Below are 16,732 nucleotides of genomic sequence, written 5' to 3' on the forward strand. Positions count from 1 at the left end.
CTCGTCGGGGCCCAGCCCCGACCTCAAGGGTGGTACAGGTCGTCGCGGGTCCAGGGCAGTTCATGGCTGCCATCGGCATGGGGTTTGACCGCGAGGATCTGGTGCAGGTTGATCCAGCCCTTGGCGAACGCATAGGCACAGCCCGCCAGGTAGAGTCGCCAGATTCGCAACGCCTGCTCCGGAACCTGCTGGGCAGCGGCGGCCAGATTGTCTTCCAGGCGTTCGCTCCAGTGGTCCAGGGTGCGGGCGTAATGCATGCGCAGGCTTTCCACATCGACGATTTCCAGGCCGACCTCACTGATCTGCGCCGAGATCATCGCCAGGTGCGGCAGCTCGCCGTTGGGAAAGACATAACGCTCGATGAAATCTCCCGCGCCGCGGCCCACCGGGCGCCCGTCGGTATGCTTGGCGGTGATCCCGTGGTTCATCACCAGGCCGCCTTCGCGCACCGCATTGAACAGGGTCTGGCAATACTCCGGCAGGTTGGCGTGGCCCACGTGTTCGAACATGCCGACGCTGACCACCTTGTCGAAACGGCCATCCTGGGGCAGGTCGCGATAGTCCAGCAGTTGCAGCTCCACCAGGTCGTCCAGGCCTTCGGCACTCACCCGCTCCCGGGCCAGGGCCAGCTGTTCCTTGCTCAGGGTGATGCCGAACACCTTGGCGCCGAACTCCCGGGCCGCGTAACGGGCCAGGCCGCCCCAACCGCAGCCGACGTCCAGCAGGTAATCCCCGGGTTGCAGGCGCAGCTTGCGGCACAGGTGACGGAACTTGGCCTGCTGGGCCTGCTCCAGGGATTCGCTGCCAGTCTCGAAGTAGGCACAGGAATAGGCCATGTCACTGTCGAGCCAGAGCTGATAGAAGGCGTTGGACAGGTCGTAGTGATAGGAAATGGCCGCGGCGTCGGTGGCCTTGTCGTGCAATGTACGCACAGGCTGGTTGTCGTCATTCTCGTCCAGCAGGGCCTGGCTGAGTTCGTCGCATACCCGGATGACTTCGCTGATGGAGCCTTCGAGCTCCAGCTTGCCCTCGACGAAGGCCCCCCCCAGGGCGTCCAGGCTGGGATGGGTGAATTGCGCGACCAACTGCGGGTCCTTGACCACAATGGTGACGTTGGGCTCGGGCCCAAGATTGAACTCGTGGCCGTCCCAGAGCCGCAGGCGTAAGGGCAATTGCAGATTCTGTAAGGCCGGTGGAAGTTGCGTGAGCATGAAAAATCCCCCCTTGTTTCAGACGTCTGAAATGAGGGTAGACCATCCTAGAAATTAGCAGGGCTATCGATCTGATAGCGCTTTTCTATGATTCGCTGCGTACCACCAGGCCTTCCTCGACCCACTGTTTCAGCCAGGTAACCGCCTGCAGCGCAGCCCCCTCGGCATAAGTGACGGCCAGCTCGGCACAGAGTTCCGCAAAAATCCACTGTTCCTCGATCATGCCCCGCAATGCCCAGGCTTCTTGCGCCGACAGGCTGCGATAACGGCAGACCCGGTCCGCGCGCCAGACCAGGCACACCTGCTCCTGGTCGAGTAACCCGGTGTCGGGGAAATCCGCCTGGTCCTTGACTGCGCGCCACTGGGCGACGCTGTTGTAGCGACAGACCAGCCATTGCACGCAAGGCGCCAGGCGCAATTGCAGAAGTGGCCACTCTTCAGCGCTCAGAACCGCCATGGCCGGCACCGTCAGCACCTGGGCTTCGGCAGCATCGAACGCCAGGGTAAAGGCCCATTCCAGACGCGCCAGTTCCGCCAGGGGCTCGCCCTGCTCCGCTATCAGGTGCCCCTGAATGAACTCGGCGAATCCCTGCCCCAGCCAGCGCAAGCTGAAATGCCGGGACGGCGTTTGACGAATATAGGCCGCCGCCAGTTGTTCAAACTCCTCATCCCCCAACCAGTGCCAGATTGTCGGGAAGTCGGTGCCCATGACCTCTTGCAGGCGGGCCAGGTAAGCGTTGTGGTAAATCGCCAGGCCGGTGTCGACATCCAGGGTCGGGCCGCCGATCAGGCTGTCGCCCAGCTCATTCGCTGCCCGGGGCTGCCCGGCAAGCAGGTAGGCTTCAAAGGCCAGTTGCCAGTCGTTCAGGCGCATTGCTGCCTCCCGGCCAAGGTTTGCCGCCCCAGGTCACGGGCCTTGTGCAACTCCCTGAGCAGCTCGCCCAGGGGCGGGAAATGGTCGTCGCGCTCCAGCAAGGTGGCCACCGGGCCCAAGTGTTCGAGGGTGCTTTGGTACAGCGCCCAGACCGGATCGCACACCGGATGGTCGTGGGTGTCGATCACGTAGTCGCCATAGTCCTGGTGCCCGGCCAGGTGCAGTTGGCGCACGCGCTCGGCCGGCAGCCCCTGGATGAAGTGCCAGGGGTCGAATCCATGGTTGCGTGAACTGACGTAGACATTGTTCACGTCCAGCAACAGTTCACAGCCGCTGAGCTGGCTCAGGGCGGCGAGAAACTCCCACTCGCTGAACGAGTCCGCCGCTGCGCGCACATAGCTGGAGACATTCTCCAGCACCAGCGGACGCTCAAGAATCTCCTGCACCTGACGCACCCGACCCGCCACGTAGTCCAGGCTTTCTTCGGTGTAGGGCAACGGCAGCAGGTCGTGCAGTTGATGGGCGTTGCCACGGCTCCAGCACAGGTGATCGGACACCCAGGCCGGCTCGACTCGCCGGGCCAACTGCTTGAGCTGCGCCAGGTAATCCAGGTCCAGGGCATGGGGACCACCGATCGACAGCGACACCCCGTGCATCACGATCGGGTAACGCTCGGCAATGGCGTCCAGGTAATAAAGGGCCTTGCCGCCTTCGACCATGAAGTTCTCGGACACCACTTCGAACCAGTCGACATCCGGTGCTTCATCGAGAATCTGCTGGTAGTAGGCACTGCGCAAACCCAGGCCGTAGCCCAGGCTTGGAGATAAATCAGACATCGTGAACTCCTTGCGAAGTGGCCGCAGTGGTGGGGTTGCCAAGGCCACTGCGGCAGCACTCGATCGCCGCTTACTCGCCGACTTTGCCGCCCGCTTTTTCGCACGCCGACTGAGTCATGGCCTTGAAGCCCTGGCCTTTGCAGGCGCCCATGCCCTTGCAGGCGTGGTCCTTGGTCTTGCAGTCGTTCTGGCCTTTGCAAGCGTTGACGCCGTAACAGTGAACCTGGGCATCGGCGGCCGATGCTTGAGTGACGACACCGGCAAACATGGTGGCGGCAGCAAAAGCCAAGGCAGCGCCGGCAGCGGTTTTCTTCATGTTCATTTTTATTTCCTCAAGAGTCGCAGGGGGAGCGACGGGAAGCTTGTTCAATCCCGTCATAGCACTAGAGAGGGAAGCGATCCCGGCGTTACAGCCGGGATCAAAATAAATGTGAAAAGTGCAGAAAGGCCTCGCCGGCAGCTGGGTTCTTCCCCGGGCGATGGCGTTGCGCGAGCAGCAAAACCCTCTTCAGAGCTTCAACAACGGCTCCTGAAACCGCAGCAGGCGCCCGGCATTGCCCAGCACCAGCAAGGTGCTGAGGTTGTGCAGTATCGCGGCGATCATCGCCCCCGCCGCCCCCAGCCAGCCGAATGCGGCAAAGGCGACGATGGCCAGGGTCCAGCCCAGGCCGATGATCACGTTGACCTGCAAGGTCTGCCGGCACTCGCGGCTCAGGCGCACGCAGGTACCCAGGCGCCGCAGGTCGCTGCCGATCAGCACCACGTCCGCCGAGGCCAGGGCAATGTCCGCGCCACCGGCGCCCATGGCGACGCCCACCACCCCGGCCTTGAGCGCCAGGGAATCGTTGATGCCGTCCCCTACCACCATCGGCCGGAAACCCTTGGCGATTTCCCCGAGCACACGCTTGAGCTTGTCTTCCGGCAGGGCTTGGGCCTCGACATCACTGATGCCCACGTCCAGGGCCAGGCTGTCCGCCACGCTCTGCCGATCCCCCGTCAGCAGCAACTGGCGCCCCAGCCCCAGTTCGCGCAGTTCACCCAGGGCCTGCCGGGCTTCGGGTTTGACGCTGTCCGCCAGCAGCAACCACCCCAGGAACTGGCCATCGAGTGCCAGACCGGCGATCGGTCCGTCATGGGCCGGCACCGGGCGAGTGCTGATGCCCAACTGCTGGAACAATTCCGGACGCCCAAGAGCCGCCTCGCCCTCCTCGGTCCGCGCTACTACACCCAGGCCCTGGCGCTCATGAATCTCACTCAAGGGCCAATGCTGCTCCGGGGGCACCAGTCCTGCCAGTGCCCGGCTCACCGGATGGCTGCTGGCAGCACCCAGGCTGGCTGCCAGATCGAGCATGCCCGGTTGATCTTCCCCGAGGCTGTCGATGGCCTGCAGGCGCAAGCTGCCGTAGGTCAGGGTGCCGGTCTTGTCCACCACCAGCGAGGTCAGGTCCGCCAGCTCCTCGAGAAATGCCGAACTGCGGATCAGGATGCCGTGGCGCGCCGCCACGGCGATCCCGGCGATGGCAGTGGCCGGCGCCGAGAGCACCAAAGCACAGGGACAGGCGGCCACCAGCACCGCGAGCATGGCCTGGGCATCATTGGTGATGAACCAGGTCACGGCTGCCAACAGCAAGACCAGCACCAGATAACTGCCGGCATAACGCTCCAGTAACCGGGTGATCGGCGGCTTGGCCCGCTCGGCGCCTTGCATCAGGGCAATCACCTTGCCCAGGGTCGACTCCTCGCCGGTACGGGTCACTTGCAGGCGCAACAGGCCATCGAGGTTGATTGCCCCGCCGAACACTTGCGTACCCACAGTTGCCTCCAACGGCACCGACTCACCGGTGATCGGCGCGGTGTCCAGGCTCGCTTGGCCGGATACCACCAGGCCATCGGCGGGCACCCGATCTCCCGCGCGAACTTCCACCAGGTCACCCGCCTTGAGCTCGGCGTTGTCCACTTCCTGCACGCTGCCATCGGCCTGCACCCGCCGCGCCTGGCTGCGGGTCAGGCGGCCCAGGGCATGGATGGCTTCCTGGGAGCCGATGACGCTGCGCTCTTCCAGCACATGGCCGAAAATCATGATGATCGGCAGCAAGGCCGCGGTCAGCAGGTCACCGGTGGCCCAGGCGCCCAGCATGGCCAGGGCGATCAATTGGTCGGTGATGCCATGCAGGCTCGGATAGCGCAGGCTGAACCAGGCCGAGCGCATCACCGGCACCGCCACCAGCAACGAAGCCACGCCCAGCAACAACTGGCTGACGCCGATTTGCTCGGGGGCCAGCCAGCGCCACACCAGGCCAAGCCCCAACAGACCCAAGGCCAGCATGGCCAGCGTCAGTTGGCGTGCGGCGCTGCGTTGTTCGGCCGAGGTCAGCATGCTGACGGGAGCCGCGTGGGTAGAAGCACTCATTGTTCGGCTCCCTGAATGATCAGGCGGGAATCGTCTTGGGGATTGACCGTAGTCACCGAGCCGGCCTGCCCGAGGATCTTCGGCAAGCGTTCACGGTAGAGACGCAGGAGCATTTCCGGATCACTGCCATTGCGCTGGGCCTCGGCCAGGCTCTGCACGGTGGCTGTCTGGGCACGGGCCAAAGCCAGGCGTTCGCTGGCCTGGGCATGGGCCACTTGCAGGCTGCGGTCGGCCTGTTCGTTGGCACCCTGGGTCAGTTTTTCCGCCTCGGTACGGGCGTTGGCCACCGCCTTGTCGGCTTGCTGGCTGGCCGTCAGTACCGCGTTGAAAGCACTCACCGCCGGTCCCGGCAGGCTCGATTGCACGTCCACACGAGTGACTTCAAGGCCGATTCCCTGCCCGCTGGCAGTCAGCTCTGCCAAACGCTGATTGATGCCTTGCAGCAGGTCGCCACGCAAACGCTCACGACGCTCGGCAGCTTGATGATCGTTGCCGATCAATTCCGGGCGTGCCACCAGGATGGTGTCCAGGTCGCGAGCAGCGGTCAGCGCCAGGGCGCTGCGTGTCACCAGCCTGTCGAGAGCCGGCAGCACATGGTCGCCCTGCAAGACATAGGCAAAGGGTTCGCTGACCTTGTAGAAGACTCGCACATCCAATTGCACCACCCCGGCATCGCCAGTGAGCAGGTAGCCCGATCCCGCCAGGGCATCGCTCAATGGCGTGGCCAGGCTCGCGACCCGGTCCCCTTCCAGGGCTGCGTCGGAGCGCAGTAAACCTTCGACCCGACGCTCCAGCACCCGATCGGCGGCCGGTAACAACACCACCTGTTCAAATGGACGGGGCCAGGCCAGCAACAGCCCGGCGTTCTGCACCCGTTGCAGGGCGCCGAAGTGCAGGGCCAGGGCACGATTCTGCGGATCAATCTGCCGCACATTGGAGCCAGCCCAGGCCAGCGCCGCCAACACCGTGACCGCGTACAAGGCGATAAACGCCAGGCGGCCGGCCTGAATCCACGGGCTGCTCAACTCACTTGTTCCACGTGGAACCTTGTTCATGGCTGCGATCCGCCGGCTTTACCCGGCAGGCTCGGCGGCCCGTCCACCAGCACCCGGAACGGTGCCGCATCCGTGCGCAGGATCAGCTTGGTGCCAGGGGTCACCACGGTGCCAAGGGTGTCCAGGGAGCGCAGCAGGTTATACAGCTGCGGCGAACTGGCGTAGGCGCGGCCATAAATCTGCGCGGCCTCGACCCGGGACTGGGCCTCGATATCCGCCGCCTTTACCGTGGCGTCGGCCTGGACAATCCGCGCGTCGCGCTCGGCGGCGGAACGAATCTGCGCCGCCTCGCGCTTGCCGACAGCCGTGCGTTCAGTGGCGATGGTTTCCCGCTCGGCACGCATGCGATCCACGGTGGCGGTCAGGGTCACCGACGGCAGGGTCAGGCGTTCGATGCCCACCTGCACCACTCGCACCCCGTAGGTGGCGAGCAGCTGCTGGTCGATCTGCTTGCGCAGCTGTGCTTCGAAGTCGGCGATCCGCACCTGGCTGGCATCGGTGTTCACCAGATTGGCCAGGTCGAAACTGCTGGCCGTGGTTTCCAGGGCCGAGCCGACAAAGGTGCGGATCTGCCGCGCGGCTTCATCCGGCTGGTTCTGCACCGCCCGCATGAAGCGCTGCACGTTGTCCGGATCGCCCTCCACCCGCCAGGCCACATAGGCCTGGACGATGATGCGCAAACCGTCACGGGTGCCGACATCCTGCAAACCGCTGGAGGTGGTGCGCAAGCGCAGGTCCACTGGAATCGCTGCTTCGAAAGGCGCCGGCCAGCGCCAGTTCAGCCCCGGCTCCAGCAGCACCCGCGCCGGATTGCCGAAGCGCGTGATCACCGTGGCTTCGCCGGAGCGCACCTGCACCAGGCAAGCGGCAGCTACGGCAAACAGCACCAGCAGCAGCGCCCAGCCCATGCGCCGCCAGGGGAAAGGCCCCGCCTCGGCCGGCGCGCCGTGATGGTGGTGGTGGTGACCGTGATGGTGATGATGGCCATGGTCGTGATCGTGGGCGGCGTGATCGTGGGCGGCGTGATCGTGGGAGTGGGAGGACTGGCTCAATGGACGGCTCCTGGCTGAGCGGCTTTACGCGGCGCCAACGGGTCGGCCGGCAAGGTGAACGTACGCAGATCGAGGGTCGGCGAACTGGCGCCCCCCAGACGATGATCAAGAATCAACAGCTTGGCCTGGCTCAGGCCCTGGCTCAGTTGGCCCAGGTACTGCTCCAGGACAAAGGCCTGGCCTGCACTGGCATAGGCTTTCTGCTCGGCAGCAAAACGCAGGTCGGCGGCCTGGGCCACAGCCTGCACTTCGCGAGCATCGGCACGGGCCTGGTCATTGGCGACGCTGGCCTGCAGCAGCGCCTGGTTGGTCTGCTCGGCAGCCGCGCCACGCTCCCGGGAGATCAGGGCCTGGGCGCCGATCTGCGCCGCTTGCACACCGTGATAGGCATTGGCCGCGCCGGCCGGCGGATGAATCGCCTCGACCACCGTGGCGAGGATTTCCACGCCGCTGTCGAGCTTGCCCAGATCGGCCTGTACCGCCCTGCCGATATCATCTGCCAGGCGGGTACGGTCTTCCCCGAGCAGGCCGTCGAGGGTGCGCGAAGCAAAATCGTGTACCAGCACCCGGCTCGCCGTGCTGCGAATCAAGGTCGGGACATCGCTGCTGTTATAGGTCGCCGCCAGGGCGGCTGCGTCATCCAGGCCGATACGGTAGACGAAGCGTACGTCCATGTTGACGATCTGGAAGCTCTGCTGCCGGGCATTGCCGCTGGCGATCACCTGGGATTTGTCATTGACGTGGCTGGCGTCCCACAGGCGATTGGCAATCAGCGGCGCCGGACCTTCGGCCGGCGCGAGTTCAAGGGGGGGTTGCGGGGTGTCGCCGACGCTGGTGGCCAACTCGTGGACCACGCCGTTTTCCACGGTCAATACCCGTCCCAGAGGCCAGGGCAGGCCAAGGTGCAAGCCGGGGCCGAACACCGCGACCGGTTTGCCGAAACGTTCGTAAATACCGCGATTGCTAATGGAAAGTTCATGAACGCCGGTCAACAGCCAGCCCACCAGCAGCACCAGCGCCAGTACCGGCAGGAACGCCCTGCGCATGTAGGCGAAGGCCCAGATCTGCCTCAGGTCGATGCCAAACCGGTTGTGCAATTCGTGCTGCAGGCTCAGCAGCGGCTGTGGCGGCCAACGCAACAGCTCGGCGATAAAACTGTGGGCCAGCAAGCGGGGTTCCAATTTTTCGCGTTGTGGGCTGAACAACGACAGCAGTGCCCGCAGCAGCAACTCGCCGGCCACCAGCGCCGGCAGCAAGCCCAGCAACACTGCCAAGCGTACCGGCCACAGGGCAGTGTCGCTGCTGAACAGCAGGCACAGAGCACTGAGCAGCAAGCTCACGATGGCCACTCGCAACAGCTGGGCCAGGGGCCCGGCCTCCGGCCATTGCGCCACCGGCTCCTGGGCCAGTTGGCGCTCCAGCACCAGCAGGGCAAACGCCAGCAGCAGTGCCAGCACTGCGGCAACGCTGGCGCTCAGGCCAAGGGCGGTGGCGGGCAACGACAGGTTGAAGACCTGCACCGTGCAATAAAGGATCAGCACCGACCAGCCAGCGAGCCACAGGGTCGGCGCGCCGATCTGCTGCAGCAATCGCCGCCAGCGCATCGCCAGTGCGGCCCAGAGCCCTCCGAGGGCCGCGCCGGCCGGCTCCTCCACAACCTGTGGCAGCGCTGCGGACGGAGGATTGATCGCCTCTTCCCGCCAGCGGCTGACCCAACAGGCCGATTGCAGCCCCGCCACCACCACCAGCAAGGCACAGGACAGATTCACCAGCACCACCGGCCAGATCGTCAGCGCGGCAAACAGATCGACGAACACCGCCGTCACCAGCCCCAGCACCGCCAGGCCAAGCAGCAATGCACCCCAACGCTGCAGGCGCCCGGCATGAACCCCTGCCTGCTGGAAGCGTGGCAGGGCGGCCACTTCGGCCCCCTGTGTTTCAAGATCGACTTGCATACCACCCCGCCGCTCTGGTCCGGCCCTGTGGATAAATTTCAGGCCGAAGATACTTGACACAATTCGTTACTATATAACGATCCGGGTGAAATTTTTGTCGCTCGCCATGCCTTTTCATCTATTCAGTGCGTCGTAGTCACAGAGACTGCTGTTTGATCCTGCAAAAACTTCTGATGTCAGCCCCCTGGCATTTAAGGCAATAATCCAGCCCTGCTCACCGCGTGCGACAAGGAACCGTCCCATCATGCTCTCGATTTACCAGCTCAAACCGCGCTTTCAGAACCTGCTGCGGCCGTTGGTGCAGCGCTTGTACGACAACGGCACCACGGCCAATCAGATCACTGTCCTGGCCGCCGTCATCTCCCTGCTGGTGGGCGCGCTGATCGCCCTGTTCGCCAGCCATGCCTGGCTCTTCGCCCTGATCCCTGTGTGGATGATCCTGCGCATGGCGCTGAACGCCATCGACGGCATGCTGGCCCGGGAGTTCGGCCAGCAATCGCGCCTCGGTGCCTACCTCAACGAACTCTGCGACGTGGTCGCCGACTGCGCCCTGATCCTGCCCTTCGCCCTGCTGCCCGGTGTCAGCCTGCTGCTGGTACTGGCGGTGACCCTGCTGGCGCTGTTCAGCGAATACGCCGGGGTACTGGGCCCCATGGTGGGTGCCTCGCGCCGTTACGACGGGCCCATGGGCAAGAGCGACCGCGCCTTCATCCTCGGCGTGCTGGCCACCGGCATCGCCCTGGGCTGGCTTGGCGCCCTGTGGATAAACAGCGTACTGGCGCTGGTCGCCGCACTGCTGGTGTACACGCTGTTCAACCGGGTCCGCCAGGGCCTTGAAGAAGTTCAGCACAACGCTCCCTCTGCATAAGGAAATGGCTATGCGCGACGCTCAACACCAGACGTTCCGGACCCATGACGGTGTCGAACTGTTTTACCGCCACTGGCCAGCCACCGAGGTCGTCCCCGGCGAACCCCGGCAGGCGGTGATGCTGTTCCATCGCGGCCACGAACACTCGGGGCGCATTGCCCACCTGGTGGATGAACTGAACCTGCCCCAGGTCGACTTCTTCGCCTGGGACGCCCGTGGCCATGGCCAGTCGCCGGGGGCCCGGGGCGACAGCCCGAGCTTCGCCACCAGCGTGCGCGACGTGCAGACCTTCTGCGATCACCTGGGCAGCACTCACCAGATCGCCGAGGAAAACATCGCGGTGATCGCCCAGAGCGTCGGCGCCGTGATCGCCGCCACCTGGGTCCATGACTACGCGCCGCGGATCCGCTCCCTGGTGCTCGCGTCCCCGGCCTTCAAGGTCAAGCTGTATGTGCCCTTCGCCCGCCCGGGCCTGGCCCTGATGCGGCGCTTTCGCGGCAACTTCTTCGTCAACAGCTACGTCAAGGCGCGTTTTCTCAGCCACGACCCGGAACGAGTACGCAGCTACGACAGCGATCCGCTGATCACCAAGGCGATCTCGGTCAATGTGCTGCTGGGCCTGTACGAAGCGGCGGACCGGGTAGTGGCCGACGCCCAGGCGATCCAGGTGCCGACCCAGCTGCTGATCTCCGGCGCCGACTTCGTGGTGCACCGCAAGCCCCAGGAGCAGTTCTTCGACCGCCTGGGCAGCCTGCAGAAGGAAAAACACATTCTTCCCGGGTTCTTCCACGACACCCTGGGGGAAAAAGCCCGCGCCCCGGCGATCGCCAGTGCCCGCCGGTTCATCCTGCAAAACTTCGAGCGCCCGCTGAGCCGCCCTGCCCTGCTGGACGCCGACCGCCTGGGCGTGACCTGCGCCGAGTCCGAAGCCCTGGCCGCACCGCTGCCGCACAACTCCCTGCGCGACCTGTACTGGCGCGCGACCCGCGCCAGCATGCGCCTGGGCAGCCAGCTGTCGGCGGGGGTCAAGCTGGGGTTCGACACCGGTTTCGACTCCGGCAGCACCCTGGACTACGTCTACCGCAACCGGCCCACCGGGCATTCGCCGCTGGGCCGGATGATCGACCAGAACTACCTGAACTCCATCGGCTGGCGTGGCATCCGCCAGCGCAAGCTGCACGTGGAGGAACTGCTGCGCCTGGCCATGGAGAAACTCCGTGAACAGCACAGCGAAGTGCGCATTGTCGACATCGCCGCCGGCCACGGCCGCTATATCCTCGAAGCCTTGCAAGGGGTCAGCCCGCTGCCGGAATCGATCCTGCTGCGCGACTACAGCGACATCAACGTGCGCGACGGCAGTGCCCTGATCGTGGAGAAGGGCCTGAGCGAGATTGCCCGCTTCGTCAAAGGCAACGCCTTCGATCGCGAAGACCTCGCCGCCCTTGAGCCGAAGCCGACTCTGGCAGTGGTGTCCGGGCTCTATGAACTGTTCGCCGACAACCAGATGGTCGGTGGTTCCCTGGCCGGCCTGGCCAGCGCCGTGGAGCCCGGTGGCTTCCTGGTGTACACCGGCCAGCCCTGGCACCCGCAGCTGGAACTGATCGCCCGGGCCCTGACCAGCCACCGCGAAGGCCAGGCCTGGGTCATGCGCCGCCGCACCCAGGCCGAGATGGACCAGCTGGTGGAGGCCGCAGGCTTTCGCAAGATCACCATGCGCGTCGACGAGTGGGGCATCTTCAGCGTGTCCCTGGCCGTACGGGTGCAATGATGGCCGATGCCGGACTGCCTAAGCGCGAGCCGGGATTGCTGAAACCCGCGGTGCTCTGGCTGCTGTTGCTGGCACCGCTGTTTTTCAGCACCTACGGCTTCGCCACCTGGGTCACCGCGCAACGCGACGACGTCGCCAGCCTGGTCTTCGACTGGGAACGGCACATGCCGTTCTGGGCCTGGACCATCGTGCCCTATTGGTCCATCGACCTGCTCTACGGCCTGTCCCTGCTGCTGCCGCGCACCCGCGACGAACTCAAGCGCCACGCCCTGCGCTTGCTCACCGCCCAGGTCATCGCGGTCAGTTGCTTTCTGCTCTGGCCGCTGCGCTTCACCTTCCCTCGACCAGCGCTGGACGGGGTATTCGGCTGGCTGTTCGAGGTACTGGCGGGCTTTGACAAACCCTTCAACCAAGCGCCCTCGCTGCACATCGCCCTGCTGGTGGTGCTCTGGGTCTGCTACGCCCGGCATACCCAGGGAATCTGGCGCTGGCTGGTACACGGTTGGTTCGGGCTAATCGGGGTGTCGGTGCTGAGCACTTATCAACACCACTTTGTCGACGTGCCCACTGGCGCCCTGGCCGGCTGGCTGTGTGTCTGGCTGTGGCCCCTGGATCGCCCCAGCCCACTGTTCAGCGCCCGTCTGGCGCAGGACCCGCGACGGCGCCAGCTGGCCCTGCGCTACGCCTTGGGGGCGGTCCTGCTGAGCGCCGTGGCCTTTACCTGGGGCGGCACCGGGCTGTGGCTGAACTGGCCCGCCGTGGCGCTGCTGCTGGTGGCCCTGAACTACGCCCTGCTAGGTGCAGAAGGCTTCCAGAAACGCCAGGACGGGCGCCTGAGCCCGGCCGCACGCTGGCTGCTGGCGCCTTATCTCGCCGCGGCCTGGATCAACTCGCGGCTGTGGACAAAAAACCATCCACAGCCGGACCTGGTTGTGGATAACGTCTGGCTCGGACGCTTGCCGACGCCGCTGGAGCTCAGGGACAGCCCGTTTGTCGCGGTGCTCGATCTGTGCGCCGAGCTGTCCCTGGACAGCCGCCCGCTGCCGGCCTACCAGAGCCTGCCGGTGCTCGACCTCTGCGCCCCCAGCCCGGAGCAGTGCCTGGCGGCCGCGCAGGCCATTGAACGCCTGCACTCCCAGGGACCGCTGCTGGTGTGCTGCGCCCTGGGCTACTCGCGCAGCGCCACGGCGATTGCCGCCTGGCTGCTGCACAGCGGGCGTGCGGCCACGGTGGATGGGGCAATCGTGCTGTTGCAGCGGGCGCGCCCCCAGATCGTCCTGCAACCTGCCCATCGCCAGGCCCTTGCAACATTGCTCAGCGTCGGGAGAGCGGCCCATGTCCACTGAGATGCAGTTGCACAGTGTCGCCAGCCTGCTGCGCCAGGGCCGGGCCCTGGACCAGTTATCCACAGGCCTGACCCTGCTCGGTGCCCTGTACGGCCTGGGCCAGTACCTGCTGGCCAGCGTCACGCTGGGCGGGATGCTGGTCAGCCTGGCCCTGGTGCTGCTGGGGCTGGTGGAAAAATACCTGGCGCTGCGGGTGGCCTTCGACGCCGACCTGTTCCAACGGGTCGCCGATGCACCTGCAGCGCTGGAACACAGCACCCAGGCCCTGGATCAGGCCCTGGGCGCCCTCGGCCTGCTACCCCTGGAACGTGCCGGCCGGCCCTGGAATGAACGCAGCCGCGGTGCCCTCGGCCTGCTGCGCCGCCAGGCGTTGCTGCTGGCGGCACAGGTGCTGGTACTACTGAGCTTGATCCTGGCCAGCCCCTGGCTGACCTTCGCCGGATAAGGAATGCCCATGTTCGAACCCCTGGTCGCCAACCTCATCACCTCCGCCGCCCGCAGCATCACCGGCGCCCGCAGCCTGTGGCTCGGCTCGGCGCCGCAGGCGGTGCAGCGGATCTATTTCGCCAACCACAGCAGCCACGGCGACTTCGTGCTGCTCTGGGCTTCGCTGCCCCCCGCCCTGCGCCGCCTGACCCGGCCCGTCGCCGGCTCCGACTACTGGCACAAAAGCGGCCTGCGTCGCTACATCATCGACCGGGTGTTCAACGGCGTGCTGATCGACCGCGAGCGCAAGGAACCGGCAGACGGCAATCCCCTGCAACCGATGCTCGACGCCCTGGAGAACGGCGATTCGCTGATCATCTTCCCGGAAGGCACGCGCAACCTGGAAGACGGCCTGCTGCCGTTCAAGAGCGGCATCTATCACCTGGCCAGGAGTTATCCACAGGTGGAGCTGATTCCGGTATGGATCGCCAACCTCAACCGGGTCATGCCCAAGGGGCGCTTCCTGCCCCTGCCACTGCTGTGCACCACCAGCTTCGGCGCCGCGTTGACCCTGGAAGAGGGTGAAAGCAAGGAACACTTCCTCGAACGCAGCCGCGCCGCGCTGCTGGACCTGGCCCCGGAGCACGCCTGAAATGGATAAGCAGACCCTGATGTTGTTCGGCGGCATCGGCGCCATTCTGGTGCTGGCCTCGCTGATTGGATTCATCCTCAAGCTGCGCACCCGCGGCGCGCCCAACCCGGTGATCGACAACCTCAACGCGCGGATCAACGCCTGGTGGGTGATGGTGCTGGTGATCGGCATCGCCTTCTGGCTCGGCACCGCGGCGGTGATCCTGCTGTTCTACGCGGTGTCGTTCTACGCCCTGCGCGAGTTCCTGACCCTGACCCCAACCCGGCGCAGCGACTACCCGGCTCTGGTCGCGGCCTTCTACCTGGCCCTGCCGCTGCAGTACCTGCTGATCTACTCCGACTGGTACGGGCTGTTCTCGATCTTCATCCCGGTCTATGTGTTCCTGCTGCTGCCGATCCTCGCCTCCCTGGGCGGTGACAGCACGCACTTCCTGGAGCGGGCCTCCAAGGTCCAGTGGGGCCTGATGATCGCGGTGTTCTGCGTATCCTTCGTGCCGGCCCTGCTGACCCTCGACATCGCCGGCTATGAAGGCCGCAACCTGCTGCTGATCGCCTACCTGGTGATCGTCGTGCAGTTGTCGGATGTGCTGCAGTACGTCTGTGGAAAACTCTTCGGCAAGCGCAAGATCGCTCCCAACCTGTCGCCGTCCAAGACCGTCGAGGGCTTTGTCGGCGGTATCCTCCTGGCCTCGTTGATCGGTGGCGCGCTGTGGTGGATCACCCCGTTCAACCTGTGGCAGTCGTTCCTGATCGCCTTGCTGATCAACCTGCTGGGGTTTGCCGGCGGCATCGTGATGTCGGCGATCAAGCGCGATCGCGGGGTCAAGGACTGGGGCCACATGATCGAAGGCCACGGCGGCATGCTCGACCGCCTGGACTCGGTATGTTTTGCCGCTCCGATCTTCTTCCACCTGGTGCGCTATTGGTGGACCTGATGCAGACCGCCTGGCCAGGCCCAGCACGCCCCCTCAAGCCGGCAAATGCCCCAATGGCAGGGGGCCAGGAGTTTTCACCGTGTGAATGGCGAAGTTGCTGCGAATGTCGCTGACCCCGGGGATCTTCAGCAGGCAGCCGGTCAGGAAGCGGTCATAGCCGCGCAGGTCGGGGACCACCACCTGCAGGAGGAAGTCCGATTCGCCAGAGACCAGGAACGCCGAGATCACCTCCGGCAACTGCAGCACCGCCAGACGGAAGGCCTCGGCTTCGGCGTCGTTGTGCCGCTCCACCCTGACCCCGACGAACACCGTCAGCCCCAGCCCCACTTCATCGCGATCCAGGGTGGCCTGGTAGCCACGGATCACCCCGGCCTCTTCCAGCATCCGCACCCGACGCAGGCAGGGTGACGGCGACAGGCCGATCTCCTGCGCCAGTTGCACATTGCTCAGGCGACCGTCGCGCTGCAGGGCGGCAAGGATCTTGCGGTCGTAGGCATCGAGTTTCATGGTTGGCATATCCGGATGGTTTAAGGGCTTGATCATCGAAGGTTATGCCAATTTTTCCACTATTGCTGGCTGATTACGCAAGCACCTGCCTGGCCCTTCGGCCCTAAACTGGGCGCACCGACTCGACAACGAAGGGGGTGCAAGGTGGCGCAACTGTGGATGTATTTCCTGGCCCTGGCGGTGGTCTACCTGCTGCCCGGCCCCGACATGATCCTGCTGCTGCAGACCGGTGCCCGCCAGGGCAAGGCCCAGGCGCTGGCTACCGCCCTGGGCCTGGCGCTCTCCCGGGGCTGCCACGTGGCCCTGGCCGCCCTGGGCCTGGCCGCGCTGTTCAAGACCGCGCCCTGGACCTTCGACCTGGTGCGCCTGGCCGGCGCCGCCTACCTGCTGTGGATCGGCATTCAGTGCCTGCGGGCGAACCTGCTGCCCAACCTCGACCAACCCGGCACGGCGGCCACGCCCCTGCGCTGGCGCCAGGCGATCCAGCGCGGCTTGCTGACCAACCTGCTGAACCCCAAGGCGCTGCTGTTCTGCTCGGTGCTGCTGCCACAGTTCATCGACCCCCAGGCAGGTGCCGTGGCGTCGCAATTCATCACCCTGGGGGTGCTGCTGGTGGCGGTGGGCGGGATGTTCGACTGCTGCTACGCCCTGACCGGTGCGGGACTTGGCCGCTGGATGCAGCGCAGCCCTTCGGCGCAACGCTTGCAGCAGTGGCTGTTTGGCAGCCTGCTGATCGGGTTTGCGCTGCGCCTGACCTTCATCCAGCAGGCCTGATCACCTCGCGATGCCCCCCTGTGGCCCGCGAACTGGCTCGCGCGGGCCTGCACAGCAGGCCCGA

The 16,732-nt window shown here is 65.4% G+C and carries 16 protein-coding genes; 7 read left to right on the plus strand and 9 right to left on the minus strand.

Going from position 1 to position 16,732, the window contains the following annotated elements; genetic code table 11:
• Positions 1 to 23: 23 nt before the first annotated feature.
• The 8 genes from cfaB to hflK (U873_RS0129000) form a co-directional block, all read right to left on the minus strand.
• On the minus strand, positions 24 to 1,211 hold the full coding sequence (gene cfaB / locus U873_RS0128965; RefSeq protein WP_025131571.1) for a C17 cyclopropane fatty acid synthase CfaB: 1,188 nt from the start codon (positions 1,209 to 1,211) through the stop codon (positions 24 to 26).
• Between the two features lie 85 nt (positions 1,212 to 1,296).
• Positions 1,297 to 2,085, minus strand: coding sequence for a DNA-binding domain-containing protein (locus U873_RS0128970; protein WP_025131572.1), 789 nt, complete (start codon positions 2,083 to 2,085; stop codon positions 1,297 to 1,299).
• Complete coding sequence (locus tag U873_RS0128975; RefSeq protein WP_025131573.1) at positions 2,076 to 2,921, minus strand: DUF692 domain-containing protein; 846 nt, start codon at positions 2,919 to 2,921, stop codon at positions 2,076 to 2,078. The genes U873_RS0128970 and U873_RS0128975 overlap by 10 nt, the downstream gene beginning before the upstream one ends.
• A gap of 70 nt (positions 2,922 to 2,991) precedes the next feature.
• Positions 2,992 to 3,243, minus strand: coding sequence for a membrane protein (locus tag U873_RS0128980; RefSeq protein WP_025131574.1), 252 nt, complete (start codon positions 3,241 to 3,243; stop codon positions 2,992 to 2,994).
• A gap of 186 nt (positions 3,244 to 3,429) precedes the next feature.
• Entirely contained in the window at positions 3,430 to 5,331 is a 1,902-nt protein-coding gene (locus U873_RS0128985; protein ID WP_025131575.1) for a heavy metal translocating P-type ATPase, read from the minus strand.
• Positions 5,328 to 6,386, minus strand: coding sequence for a protease modulator HflK (hflK, locus tag U873_RS0128990; RefSeq protein ID WP_025131576.1), 1,059 nt, complete (start codon positions 6,384 to 6,386; stop codon positions 5,328 to 5,330). Before hflK (U873_RS0128990) ends, U873_RS0128985 begins: the two co-directional genes overlap by 4 nt.
• The gene (gene hflC, locus U873_RS0128995; protein WP_025131577.1) at positions 6,383 to 7,438 is read right to left on the minus strand and encodes a protease modulator HflC; all 1,056 of its coding nucleotides are present in this window, start codon (positions 7,436 to 7,438) and stop codon (positions 6,383 to 6,385) included. Before hflC ends, hflK (U873_RS0128990) begins: the two co-directional genes overlap by 4 nt.
• Positions 7,435 to 9,393 carry a protease modulator HflK gene (hflK, locus tag U873_RS0129000; protein ID WP_025131578.1) on the minus strand — a complete coding sequence of 653 codons (1,959 nt, stop codon included), beginning with the start codon at positions 9,391 to 9,393 and terminating at the stop codon, positions 7,435 to 7,437. The genes hflC and hflK (U873_RS0129000) overlap by 4 nt, the downstream gene beginning before the upstream one ends.
• A gap of 244 nt (positions 9,394 to 9,637) precedes the next feature.
• Between hflK (U873_RS0129000) and U873_RS0129005 the strand changes: the two genes are divergently transcribed.
• The 6 genes from U873_RS0129005 to U873_RS0129030 are packed head-to-tail and all read left to right on the plus strand — an operon-like array spanning position 9,638 to position 15,387.
• Complete coding sequence (locus U873_RS0129005; RefSeq protein ID WP_025131579.1) at positions 9,638 to 10,261, plus strand: CDP-alcohol phosphatidyltransferase family protein; 624 nt, start codon at positions 9,638 to 9,640, stop codon at positions 10,259 to 10,261.
• A gap of 10 nt (positions 10,262 to 10,271) precedes the next feature.
• Positions 10,272 to 12,029, plus strand: coding sequence for a bifunctional alpha/beta hydrolase/class I SAM-dependent methyltransferase (locus U873_RS0129010; RefSeq protein ID WP_025131580.1), 1,758 nt, complete (start codon positions 10,272 to 10,274; stop codon positions 12,027 to 12,029).
• Positions 12,029 to 13,375, plus strand: coding sequence for a phosphatase PAP2/dual specificity phosphatase family protein (locus U873_RS0129015; RefSeq protein ID WP_025131581.1), 1,347 nt, complete (start codon positions 12,029 to 12,031; stop codon positions 13,373 to 13,375). Before U873_RS0129010 ends, U873_RS0129015 begins: the two co-directional genes overlap by 1 nt.
• Positions 13,365 to 13,820, plus strand: a complete 456-nt coding sequence (locus U873_RS0129020) for a hypothetical protein (RefSeq protein WP_025131582.1) — start codon at positions 13,365 to 13,367, stop codon at positions 13,818 to 13,820. Before U873_RS0129015 ends, U873_RS0129020 begins: the two co-directional genes overlap by 11 nt.
• 9 nt (positions 13,821 to 13,829) lie before the next feature.
• Positions 13,830 to 14,453, plus strand: a complete 624-nt coding sequence (locus U873_RS0129025; RefSeq protein ID WP_025131583.1) for a 1-acyl-sn-glycerol-3-phosphate acyltransferase — start codon at positions 13,830 to 13,832, stop codon at positions 14,451 to 14,453.
• 1 nt (position 14,454) lies between these two features.
• Complete coding sequence (locus U873_RS0129030; RefSeq protein ID WP_025131584.1) at positions 14,455 to 15,387, plus strand: phosphatidate cytidylyltransferase; 933 nt, start codon at positions 14,455 to 14,457, stop codon at positions 15,385 to 15,387.
• 33 nt (positions 15,388 to 15,420) lie between these two features.
• On the opposite strand, the gene U873_RS0129035 is transcribed toward U873_RS0129030, so the two are convergent.
• Complete coding sequence (locus tag U873_RS0129035) at positions 15,421 to 15,894, minus strand: Lrp/AsnC family transcriptional regulator (RefSeq protein WP_025131585.1); 474 nt, start codon at positions 15,892 to 15,894, stop codon at positions 15,421 to 15,423.
• A gap of 159 nt (positions 15,895 to 16,053) precedes the next feature.
• Here U873_RS0129035 and U873_RS0129040 point away from each other — a divergent pair, with 159 nt between their 5' ends.
• A complete protein-coding gene (locus tag U873_RS0129040) occupies positions 16,054 to 16,668 on the plus strand; it encodes a LysE family translocator (RefSeq protein ID WP_371261362.1) in 615 nt (204 codons plus the stop codon).
• Positions 16,669 to 16,732 lie beyond the last annotated feature (64 nt).

It is taken from the genome of Pseudomonas sp. PH1b (assembly GCF_000633395.1).
In the GTDB taxonomy this organism is placed as follows: domain Bacteria; phylum Pseudomonadota; class Gammaproteobacteria; order Pseudomonadales; family Pseudomonadaceae; genus Aquipseudomonas.

Bases quoted from the DNA above. Each gene is read 5' to 3' on its own strand.
- cfaB (WP_025131571.1), bottom strand. From the start codon at position 1,211: ATGCTCACGCAACTTCCACCGGCCTTACAGAATCTGCAATTGCCCTTA.
- U873_RS0128970 (WP_025131572.1), bottom strand. From the start codon at position 2,085: ATGCGCCTGAACGACTGGCAACTGGCCTTTGAAGCCTACCTGCTTGCC.
- U873_RS0128975 (WP_025131573.1), bottom strand. From the start codon at position 2,921: ATGTCTGATTTATCTCCAAGCCTGGGCTACGGCCTGGGTTTGCGCAGT.
- U873_RS0128980 (WP_025131574.1), bottom strand. From the start codon at position 3,243: ATGAACATGAAGAAAACCGCTGCCGGCGCTGCCTTGGCTTTTGCTGCC.
- U873_RS0128985 (WP_025131575.1), bottom strand. From the start codon at position 5,331: ATGAGTGCTTCTACCCACGCGGCTCCCGTCAGCATGCTGACCTCGGCC.
- hflK (WP_025131576.1), bottom strand. From the start codon at position 6,386: ATGAACAAGGTTCCACGTGGAACAAGTGAGTTGAGCAGCCCGTGGATT.
- hflK (WP_025131578.1), bottom strand. From the start codon at position 9,393: ATGCAAGTCGATCTTGAAACACAGGGGGCCGAAGTGGCCGCCCTGCCA.
- U873_RS0129005 (WP_025131579.1), top strand. From the start codon at position 9,638: ATGCTCTCGATTTACCAGCTCAAACCGCGCTTTCAGAACCTGCTGCGG.
- U873_RS0129010 (WP_025131580.1), top strand. From the start codon at position 10,272: ATGCGCGACGCTCAACACCAGACGTTCCGGACCCATGACGGTGTCGAA.
- U873_RS0129015 (WP_025131581.1), top strand. From the start codon at position 12,029: ATGGCCGATGCCGGACTGCCTAAGCGCGAGCCGGGATTGCTGAAACCC.
- U873_RS0129020 (WP_025131582.1), top strand. From the start codon at position 13,365: ATGTCCACTGAGATGCAGTTGCACAGTGTCGCCAGCCTGCTGCGCCAG.
- U873_RS0129025 (WP_025131583.1), top strand. From the start codon at position 13,830: ATGTTCGAACCCCTGGTCGCCAACCTCATCACCTCCGCCGCCCGCAGC.
- U873_RS0129030 (WP_025131584.1), top strand. From the start codon at position 14,455: ATGGATAAGCAGACCCTGATGTTGTTCGGCGGCATCGGCGCCATTCTG.
- U873_RS0129035 (WP_025131585.1), bottom strand. From the start codon at position 15,894: ATGAAACTCGATGCCTACGACCGCAAGATCCTTGCCGCCCTGCAGCGC.
- U873_RS0129040 (WP_371261362.1), top strand. From the start codon at position 16,054: ATGTATTTCCTGGCCCTGGCGGTGGTCTACCTGCTGCCCGGCCCCGAC.